Genomic DNA, 9,530 nt, shown 5'->3' on the forward strand with positions numbered 1-9,530 from the left:
TGGCGCTGGCCGTCACTCGGGTAGGTCCTCGCCCTCGGTCATGGCGCGCATGAAGAGCACGATCCGTGCCTCTTCGCTCGCGGCGGTCTCCGCCGCGGCGACTCGCTCGAGGGCCTAGCAGCCCGGGCTGCTAGGAGACTGGATCGCCGCTCCAGGCGGGTTGTCAGGGCGTCGAGATCATCGCCCACAACCCGTCGCCGCCGACGATCAGATCGCCGACGCCGTCATCGTTGAAGTCGGCGGTCAAGATCACCGCGAGGTTCGGAAGGTTGCCGAGGTTCGCGAGCGTCTGATACGGAAGAAACTGACCGGGGCTGTCGGGGTCTCCGAACGAGATGCCGACCGACTTGTCGTCGGCGTTGATGACGACAATGTCGAGTTGGCCGTCAACATCGAGGTCGGTCGTCACGGCGCCGACCGGCTTGTCGCCGACCGTGACGCTCGCGCCCGGGCCGACGAAGCCGCCGAAGCCGTCACCGTAGAGCACCTCGACGACGTCGGCGTCATCGAGCGGAGCTGCGAGGTCGAGGTCGCCGTCGTTGTCGAGGTCGCCGATCGCCACGGACCAGGGCCGGCCGTTCAGATGGTAGATCTGGGCGAGCTCGAAGGCCCCGTCGCTGCTCCCGAGATGGATCGAGATGCTGCGGTCGTCGCGATTGGCGACCGCGAGATCGAGCCACGGGTCGGCGTTAAAGTGGGCGAGGTCGAGGCGTAGAGGGTCTTTTTGGCCCGGTTGAGCCAGCGGAGGGGCGAAGCCGCCGAGCCCGTCACCGAGCATCAACGAGACCGCCTCGTTGTCCGAGCTGACGGTGACGAGGTCGAGGGCGTCGTCGCCGTCGAGGAGGGCCAAGGCCAGATCACCGGGCTTCGAGCCGGCCGCGTGGGCGACCGGATCGTCGAAGCTGCCGTCGCCGTTGGAGATGTAGACGAAGATGTGGTGGCTGTCTTCGTGGGCCACGATCAGATCGTCGATGAGGTCGTGGTCGAGGTCGCCGGCTCCGGCTCCACGGTATTTTCCGTTTTGCTCAGCGAGGTCGAGGGCGAGGGGGAAGGTCCCGTTGCCCGCTCCGAACAACACCAGGATGTCGTTCTCTCGGGCCACGCCGATGTCCATTTTGCCGTCGCCGTCGAAGTCACCCGCGGTGACCGACTGGATCTTGTCGAGTTGCATGAGATCGACGACCTCGAAGCAGAACTCGCCAGGTTCGATCACCCCGTTGTTGCACTTGGGGTCGAAGTCGTCGCCGTCGCCGTCGCCGTCGCCGTCGGCGTCCCCATCCCCATCCCCATCACCGTCGCCGTCGCCGTCCCCGTCCCCGTCGCCGTCGCCATCGCCATCGCCATCGCCGTCACCGCTGCCGTCGGTGCCGGTCTCGTGCTGACCCTCGCCGCTCGTCTCGTCGCTGGTCTCGGTCGACTCGTCGCGGTAGGCAGGGTTGAGGCCGACGACGCATCCGGTGATTGTCATCGCGGACACGATGATGACGCCGGTTCGCGCGCACTGTGTCGATCGAGAGAGCGCAAACAACATGCCACGAAGCTTAGCAGGAGGGGTTGCGAGAGCATACCGCGGGAGCGGACATGTTGAACTCTGCGCTTTCGATCATTGAGCTGTTCCGACGACCGACGCGATCGCAGCCCCCTTATCACTGAAGTGCCGTTGATCGTAGAAAAACTCCGCGCAACCGGCGAGGGCCGCGAGGGTGACGACAGCTGCCAGGCCCGCGCGGGTGTGGTCGGAGGCGGGCGCGTTGGGCGTGGAGCTAGACCTGGGTGACGCGGACATCGGGCGAGCGATCAGGGCTCAGCTGGCGAGGTAAATCGTCGGCGAGTGTAGCCCCAAGCCCGAGGCCACTCCAGCGATCGTGACTCGTCAGCCTTCGGTCTGTGAACCGCGGTCGAGCTCGCGCCGGACCGCCTGCAGCAGCGAGAGGCTGCCGTAGGGTTTGCGGACGATGGGCCTGCGCAGCGCCGCGGTCGGACTGAGGTCGTGGCCGGTCGTGAAGATCACGCTGAGATCCGGGAAGCGCTCGCGGATCCGGTCGTGAAATTCGTAGCCACCCATGCGCGGCATGACGACATCGAGGATGACCAGGTCGATGGCTTTGGACCGCTGCTCAAACACCTGCATGGCCTCGACGCCGTCTCCGGCCGAGAGCACGACATAGCCCGCCTGACGCAAGATCCGCTCGGCGACCGAGCGGACCATGGCCTCGTCCTCGACCAGGAGGATCGTCTCCTTGCCATCGAGGGCCGCCGCGCCCCCACGGCGCTGAGGCTGAGGCTGAGGCTGTGTCTGTGGCTGAGCCTCGTCGAGGGCGCTGGCTGGCTCGGCCAGGGGCAGGTAGACGCTGAAGGTGCTGCCCTCGCCCTCGACGCTGTGCAGGGCGATCGCGCCGCCGTGCTGAACGGCGACCCCGTAGGCGACCGCGAGGCCGAGGCCGGTCCCCTCGCCCTGGGGCTTGGTGGTGAAGAAGGGCTCGAACACCCGGTATTGATCGTCCTCGCTCAGCCCGGTGCCCGTGTCGACCACGTCGACGCGAAGGAAGTCTGCGCCGGCCCGAAGACTCCACGCGTGGCGCAGGTCCTCGTCGGGCTCGGTGACGGAGGTCCGGACCACGATGGGGCCACCTTGGGGCATCGCGTCGCGGGCGTTGATGCACAGGTTGATCAACACCTGGCCAAATTGGGCACGGTCGACCTTGACCACCACGTTGGTGGCTGCGAGGTCGAGGACGAGCTCGTAGTGCTCGCCGAGGAGCCTGCGCAGCATCCGGACCGAGTCCGCGATCAGCTGATGCGGCTCGACCTCGACCAGGTTGACCCGCTGGCGCCGGCCGAAGGTCAGCAGCTGACTGGTCAGCTCGGCGGCCCGAGTGGCGGCGGTGCGGATGTCGGCGAGGGCCTCTTTTGTGTCACCGTAGAGCTCCGCGAGCTCGAGGTTGCCCAAGATCACCTGCAACAAATTGTTGAAGTCGTGCGCCACGCCCCCGGCGAGCCGGCCGACGCTCTCCATCCGCTGGGCCTGGCGAAGACGCTCCTCGAGCTCACGGCGATGCCGCTCGATCTGGCGGCGCTCGGTCACGTCCTGGAGGGCCCCGATCACCTTGAAGGTGTCACCGTAGCGGTCTCGAACGAGCTGGCCGCCGCCCCAGACGATGCGCTCGCTGCCGTCGGGACGGATGATCCGGTACTCCAAGCTGGTGGTCTCGCCGCTGTTGACCGCCTCGCGGATCATCTCCTCCACGCGCTCGACATCGTCGGGATGCGTCAGGGCCAGGACTCTCTCGAGCCGACCATCGAAGTTCGCAGGGTCGACGCCGTGGATCCGGAACATCTCGTCCGTCCACGTGAGGCGGTTGGTCGTCGGGTCCCACTCCCAGCTGCCGAGGCTGGCGAGCTCCTGGGCCTTCTTGAGCAGCAGCCGGTCACGCCTGTGCTGCTCCTCGGCCTGGATCCGCTCGGAGATGTCCAAGAAGGTGACGATCGCCCCCTGGATCTGACCCGTGCTGGAGGTGAGGGGGCTGGCCCGGAACACCGCCCACGAGACCTCGCCGTCCGGTCGCCGGACGCCGAGGGTCAGGCCCGGCTGAGCTTCGCCAGTCTGGAGGGCCTTGGTGACGGGGTAGTCCGCGATAGGGCAGGGCGAGCCGTCCTCGTGGATGGTCTCGGTCTCGAAGTCGGCCGCGTACTTGTTGGTGATCGCGTTGAAGCTCAGCCCGAGGACCCGCAGGGCCTCGGGGTTGGCGTTGAGGATCTCCCCGTCGGCGCCGACGTGCACGACGCCGCCCGGGACCGCCTCCACGATGCTCTGGACGACGGCCTCGCTCGACAGCGGATCCTCCGCGTGAGATCCCGGATCAGGCACGGGCTCGAATATAGGGGAGCGCCCGGAGGCAGGTCATCACGGCCCAGCCAGGGGTCGTCGCTTACGCCAGCGAGGAGCTCAGAACTGAGAGTAGATGAAGGGGGCGTCGAGCTTCGGGGGGCCTCCTTCCCCCGCGCGGGTTGTTGGGAGCGCCGTCAAAGCCCAGCGAACACGCCCTGCGGGGACTTGGGAGCGCTGTCAAAGCCCGGCGAACAAGTCCCGCGGGTACTTGGGAGCGCCGTCAAAGCCCGGCGAACACGCCCCGCGGGTACTTGGGAGCGCCGTCAAAGCTCGGCGAACACGCCCCGCGGGTACTTGGGAGCGCTGTCAAAGCCCAGCGAACACGCCCCGCGGGTACTTGGGCGAGCTTTCAAAGTCCAGCGAACAAGCCCCCGCGGACTTGGCCGAGCTTTAAAAGCCCGGCGCCCGCGGTCCCGAGGGGGGAGCGGGTGAGGGGCGGCTCAGGTCTCGACCTCGGCGTGCCCGGCCCGCTCGATCGCGCCGGGCAGTCGCTCGACGTAGCAGACGTGGCAAGTCGGGGCGTAGGCCTCGTTGGCCCCGAGCTGGATCTGCGCGCCGTCCTCGGTCGGCTGGCCGTCGACGATCCGCATGTTGAAGATCGCCTTGCGGTTGCAAAATTGACAGGTGACCTTGACCTCTTCGATCGAGTCGGCGAGCTCGAACAGCCGCCGCGCGCCCGGAAACAAGCGGGTGCGGAAGTCCGTTCGCAGGCCGTAGCAGATCACCGGGACATTTTGGGTGCGTGTTATCGCGCGGAGCTGCTCGATGACCTTGACCGACAAAAATTGTGCCTCGTCGACGAGCACGCAGTCGAGATCGGCGAAGAAGGGCGGGTCGAGCTCGCTGTCGTCCTCGAGCAGGAGGTCGACGGGCTTCTCGAGCCCCGAGCGCGACGCGATGACCCCGCCGCCAAAGCGATCGTCGAGGCGCGGCTTGAGCAGCGCGACGTTCTTGCCCTGCTGCCGATAGTTGTGCGCCACGGCCAGCAGGTTCATGGTCTTGGCGCTGTCCATGGTCCCGTAGCGAAAGTAGAGCTTGGCCATGTCTGTCTAGTTCTCGGGGCTGGCGGCGACGGCCGGGATCTCGCGCTCGGCCAAGATGTAGGCCATCAGCGCCATCGCGGCGGCGTTGCGCTCGAGGTGGTAGGGCGCGATCTTGTCGATCGTGTCGGCCGGGCTGTGGTGAAGATCGAAGTAGTGGCTGGTGTCGGGCCGCAGGCCGATGCCGAGCATGCCCTCTTTGGTCAGCGGCGAGATGTCGGCTCCGCCGCCGCCGAGCCTGAAGTTGTTGGCCCCGAGCGCCTCGAACAGGGGCGCGTAGGGCAAGAGCGCGTCGAGGTCGGCCTCGCTCGCGCCGATGCCAAAGCCCCAGGGCGCGCCCGCGCCGGCGTCGGCCTCGATCCCGGCGACGTGGAGCTCGTCGCCGTGGGCCTCCTTGTAGGCCAGGCCGCCGCGGAGGCCGTTCTCTTCGTTGGTGAACAGGACCACGCGGATCGTCCGGCGCGGGATCAGGTCGAGCTCGCGGAGCATCAGCGCGGCCTCCATCGCCATCAGGCAGCCCGAGCCGTCGTCGGTGCTGCCGTCGCCGACGTCCCACGAGTCGATGTGCCCGCCGATCACGACGATCTCCTCGGGCAGCTCGCGCCCGGGCAGCTCGGCGATCGCGTTGGCGCTGACGGCGTCGGGCAGGTGCTTGGCGCCGAGCGTGAGGCGAACTTTAATGGTCTCGCCGCGGGCGGCCGTGCGCGCGAACCACTCGGCGTCCTCGGGCGTGATCGCGGCGGCGGGGATCTTGGGCTTGTCGTCGTCGTAGTTGAGCGCGCCCGTGTGCAGGGTCCGGAGGCTGCTCGCGGTGACCGAGCGGACCAGCACGGCCTTGGCCCCATGGGCGGCGGCGTTCGAGGCCCCGTGGCTGCGGATCTGCACGGTCGAGCCGTAGTGGGCGTCGTGCTTGTCGACGTCGTAGGCGGGCATCGGCTGGTTGATCACCACGATCTTGCCGTCGAGCTCGGCGGCGCGCTGCTCGAGCTCGTCGAGGTTGGCGACGACCACGACCTCGGCGGTGATCCCCCGGCGCGGGGTCCCGACGGTCATGCCGAGGCCGAGGACCGGCAGCGGTCGCTTGGTCGGCCCGAGGATCTCGGCCGACTCCTCGCCGCGAACCCAGTGCGGGACCATGACCTTCTCGCGCCGGGCGTTGCTGAGCCCGTCGGCGGCCATCGTCTCCACGGCCCAGTCGATCGTCTGCTCCAGCGCCTCCGAGCCCGAGAGGCGATGACCGTAGGTGTCGGCGACGTAGGCCAGCCGGTCCCACGCGCGGGTGTCTTCCTCGGCCATCGCCGTCAGCTTGGTCGCGGCCTCGACATACTTGGCCTCGGGCGTCGGCGCGGGCGGGCTCGTGTTCTCGCTCGTCGGCGCCTCGACGCTCGGCGCGCCTTCGCTCGCCCTCGGCAGCGGCGTGGCCCCGGCTGGCTGGGCCCAGACCGTGGTCGCCGAGCCCTCGCTCGCGCACCCGCCCGCCAGGACCGGCGCAGCGGTGAGGGCGAGGGCCAGGAGCTTGGGTGGTGTGGAGATCCACGCGAACCTGGGGGGCTGAGGCATCCTGCAAGCCATACCCGCGTCCTCGCTGCGAGCGCAAGCACGCCCCCGGCGGCGCCGGGCAGACCCGATCTCGACCCGGTGCGTCGCCGCCCTCGGGTCCGAGGCGCTCGGCATCTTCTTCGGTTTCACGTCGGCACTCAGCCGCGCTATCGTCCGCCCGGACCCGACCATGCCTCCCGCCTCCCGCCTCACCTGGGCCTCCGTGGTCTGCCTTCTGCTGCTCGCCCTCGGCTGTGCGTCGCGCGACAAGGCCTCCTACGCGAGCGAGGCGCCTCAGTCCTACGCCGAGGAGGAGCGCGGCTACGGCGGCGACAGCGGGTATTACGAGGAGTCGGAGGCCGGCTACGACTTCAAAGACGACATGATCGAGGGTGACGTGCTCGCGCCCGGGGGCGCGGCGATCTCGTCGCGCGGGCCGAGCCCCGACACCGAGAGTGAGTTCAAGCGCGAGGCTCCCGCCGAGCTCGCCGAGCCGCCGAGCCCCGAGCCCGAGCCTGCGTCCGTCGACCTCGAGCTGCCCGAGCAGCCGCGCGACGGAGCCAAGCAGGCCGCGGCCAGGCGCCAGATCATCTACACGGCCAACATGCAGGTCAGCGTCTACGACGTCGAGCACAGCATGAGCGAGGTCGAGGCCCTGCCCGAGCGCTTCGGCGGTTGGCTCCACCAGCGCCTCGACAACCAGATCATCTTGCGGATCCCGGCCGAGCAGCTCGAGCAGGCCATGGCCGTGATCGCCGAGCTCGGGGTCGTCGACTACCGGACCCTCGAGGCCCTCGACGTGACCGCCGAGTTCACCGACCTCGAGTCGCGGATCCGGATCCTGACCGAGATGCAGGCCCAGCTCGAGCTGCTGCTGGCCAAGGCCAAGGACGTCGAGCAGGCCCTCGAGATCCGTCGGGCCCTCGACGAGGTCACCTTGGAGCTCGAGCTCGTGCGTGGGCGGATGCGCGAGCTGTCCAAGTCCATCGCCTTCTCGACGCTGATCATCCGCGTCGTCGCGCGCGGGCCGGTCGACGAGCTCCCGAGCAGCAACGATCCCTTCCCCTGGGTGCTCGAGCTCGGCGTCGAGGCGACCGAGTACCGATGAGCCGACCCGACTCGCCCCCTGCCAGGGCTTGTAAGCACCCGCGAGCCGAGCCCGTTCGCGCGCCGGACCCCAACCCCACGCAACCTTCACACCTTGGTGACTCCATGAAATCCAACTCAACACATGCGCGGCCGCGCTCGTGGCTCGGCCTCCTGGCCCCGGCAGCGATGATCTTCGCGCTCGGGTGCAAGAGCGCCGACTCGACCGCCTACCCCGAAGCCCACGGCGCGAGCGAGCTCCCGGCGGCCGCGACCATCGACATCACCCGCGCGCAGGGCTCCGGCGGCGAAGCGCGCTACGACTTCAGCGAGGACATGGCCGAGCTCGACCAGGGCTCGATGGCCGAGGGCGCGGTCATGGCCTTCGCAGCCAACGCCCCGCCGGCCCGCGACGCCAAGGGCAAGGCCAACAAGGCGGCCCAAGAGCAGCGCGAGAGGCAGGCCGAAGAGGCCGCCGCCAAGGACGGCGAGGGCGACGACCAACAGCCCGATCACGGCCGCCAGATCATCTACATCGGGGGCCTGCAGATCAGCGTCTACGACCTCGAGTCCGCGATGGCCACGGTCGAGGCGATCCCCGACGCCCACGGCGGCTGGATCCACATGCGCAACCAGCAGCAGGTCGTGCTCCGGCTGCCCGCGCTTCAGCTCAAGCCGGTCATGGCCTCGCTCGCCAAGCTCGGCGTCGTCGAGGCCCGCACGCTCCAGGCCCAGGACGTGTCCGCCGAGTACGTCGACCTCGACTCGCGGATCAAGGTCCTGCGCGAGACCCAGACCCAGCTGCTCGAGCTCCTCGCCAAGGCCAAGACGGTCGAGGAGGCCCTGCACGTGCGCCGGGCCCTCGACGAGGTGACGATGGAGCTCGAGGTCGCGCTCGGGCGCATGCGCCAGCTCTCGGATCTCATCGCGTTCTCAACTTTGACCGTGACCTTGGTCGAGCGCGGTCCGAGCGACAGCATCCCGACCAGCAATGACCCCTTCCGCTGGGTCGACAGCCTCGGCGTCGAAGCCACGGAGTGGAGGTGATCAAGATGTCCAGCAAGATCAAGCAACTTCATTCAGGCGTCTGCCCGGCTCGGGCCTGCGCCCCGACCCCCTCGCTGCGCTCGGGCCCTCGGTCGTGCAAGGCCGTGGTCAAGGCCCTGTCTGTGTTCGGCCTCGGCCTCGGCCTCCTCGGCGCCTCGGGCTGCGCGAGCTTCAAGCTCAAAGATCCGCCGCCGGGCTTCATCGAGGTGTCGAGCAGCCACTGGGGCGGCGAGGGCGAGCTGCGGATGAAGGCGCCCGACAACGTCGGGCTCAACATCACGACCTTCTCCAACCGCAAGGGCGGGACCCTGGCGATCTGGGCCGACGACCTGGTCAGCAAGCTCGCCGAGCGCCACTACGTGCTCCAGCGCCAAGAGGCGGTCAAGTCGGGCAACGGCGTCCAGGGCACCCGCTTCGACTTCGCCTACGCCCCGCCGAGCAGCGAAGACGACGAGAAATTCTTCACCGTCGTGCTGTTCGTGACCGACGAGTGGCGCGTGGTCGTGCAGCTCGCCGGCGACAAGGGGCTCGCCAGCGCCCACGGCGAGGACCTCGACCGGATCCTCGGCGACATCAAGATCCGCGGGTGCAAGGCCGGCTCGAAGGTCTGCAAGAGCGGCCAGCCGCCGCAGTTCGACACCACGCAACAGCCCCGGCCCGACGGCCCCGGCCCTCAGGCCGCCGACAAGCCCGCCGAGGGCGAGCAGCCTGGCGGCGCCGACCAGCCGAAGGGGGGCGAGGCGCCTGGCGACGCCGACGAGCCGGCCGAGGGCGACAAGCCGGCAGCGGGCGACAAGGCGTCCTAGCAGCCCGGGGTGCTAGCAGCCCCAGGCTGGGCCGCGGGTCCAACACGACACCCGAGGCCAGTGGCCTTCACGCACGACCGCGAGTTACGCTGTCGTGCGATGTTTCGTTGTCCACGACATGTC

Annotated in this window: 7 protein-coding genes; 3 read left to right on the forward strand and 4 right to left on the reverse strand. The window is 68.9% G+C overall.

Annotation, left to right across the window (positions count from 1 at the left end):
- Positions 1-163: 163 nt before the first annotated feature.
- The 4 genes from ENSA5_RS09040 to ENSA5_RS09055 form a co-directional block, all read right to left on the reverse strand.
- Positions 164-1,468 (reverse strand): FG-GAP repeat domain-containing protein, encoded by a 1,305-nt coding sequence (locus ENSA5_RS09040; RefSeq protein WP_181197548.1) that lies wholly within the window; start codon positions 1,466-1,468, stop codon positions 164-166.
- A gap of 405 nt (positions 1,469-1,873) precedes the next feature.
- Positions 1,874-3,868, reverse strand: a complete 1,995-nt coding sequence (locus ENSA5_RS09045; RefSeq protein ID WP_106391232.1) for a hybrid sensor histidine kinase/response regulator — start codon at positions 3,866-3,868, stop codon at positions 1,874-1,876.
- 461 nt (positions 3,869-4,329) lie between these two features.
- Positions 4,330-4,932 (reverse strand): thymidine kinase, encoded by a 603-nt coding sequence (locus ENSA5_RS09050; RefSeq protein ID WP_106391233.1) that lies wholly within the window; start codon positions 4,930-4,932, stop codon positions 4,330-4,332.
- Between the two features lie 6 nt (positions 4,933-4,938).
- A complete protein-coding gene (locus ENSA5_RS09055) occupies positions 4,939-6,489 on the reverse strand; it encodes a M28 family peptidase (RefSeq protein WP_106391234.1) in 1,551 nt (516 codons plus the stop codon).
- 202 nt (positions 6,490-6,691) lie between these two features.
- Between ENSA5_RS09055 and ENSA5_RS09060 the strand changes: the two genes are divergently transcribed.
- The 3 genes from ENSA5_RS09060 to ENSA5_RS09070 all read left to right on the forward strand — a co-directional run bounded on the left by ENSA5_RS09060 (position 6,692) and on the right by ENSA5_RS09070 (position 9,407).
- A complete protein-coding gene (locus ENSA5_RS09060; RefSeq protein ID WP_181197549.1) occupies positions 6,692-7,576 on the forward strand; it encodes a DUF4349 domain-containing protein in 885 nt (294 codons plus the stop codon).
- Between the two features lie 104 nt (positions 7,577-7,680).
- Positions 7,681-8,601, forward strand: coding sequence for a DUF4349 domain-containing protein (locus tag ENSA5_RS09065; protein WP_181197550.1), 921 nt, complete (start codon positions 7,681-7,683; stop codon positions 8,599-8,601).
- 5 nt (positions 8,602-8,606) lie between these two features.
- A complete protein-coding gene (locus ENSA5_RS09070; RefSeq protein WP_146155496.1) occupies positions 8,607-9,407 on the forward strand; it encodes a hypothetical protein in 801 nt (266 codons plus the stop codon).
- The last annotated feature ends 123 nt before the right edge of the window (positions 9,408-9,530 follow it).

The sequence above is a fragment of the Enhygromyxa salina genome (assembly GCF_002994615.1).
In the GTDB taxonomy this organism is placed as follows: Bacteria; Myxococcota_A; Polyangia; order Nannocystales; family Nannocystaceae; genus Plesiocystis; species Plesiocystis salina_A.

Coding starts and splice junctions, on each gene's coding strand:
- ENSA5_RS09040 (WP_181197548.1), bottom strand. CDS start 1,468: ATGACAATCACCGGATGCGTCGTCGGCCTCAACCCTGCCTACCGCGAC.
- ENSA5_RS09050 (WP_106391233.1), bottom strand. CDS start 4,932: ATGGCCAAGCTCTACTTTCGCTACGGGACCATGGACAGCGCCAAGACC.
- ENSA5_RS09055 (WP_106391234.1), bottom strand. CDS start 6,489: ATGCCTCAGCCCCCCAGGTTCGCGTGGATCTCCACACCACCCAAGCTC.
- ENSA5_RS09065 (WP_181197550.1), top strand. CDS start 7,681: ATGAAATCCAACTCAACACATGCGCGGCCGCGCTCGTGGCTCGGCCTC.
- ENSA5_RS09070 (WP_146155496.1), top strand. CDS start 8,607: ATGTCCAGCAAGATCAAGCAACTTCATTCAGGCGTCTGCCCGGCTCGG.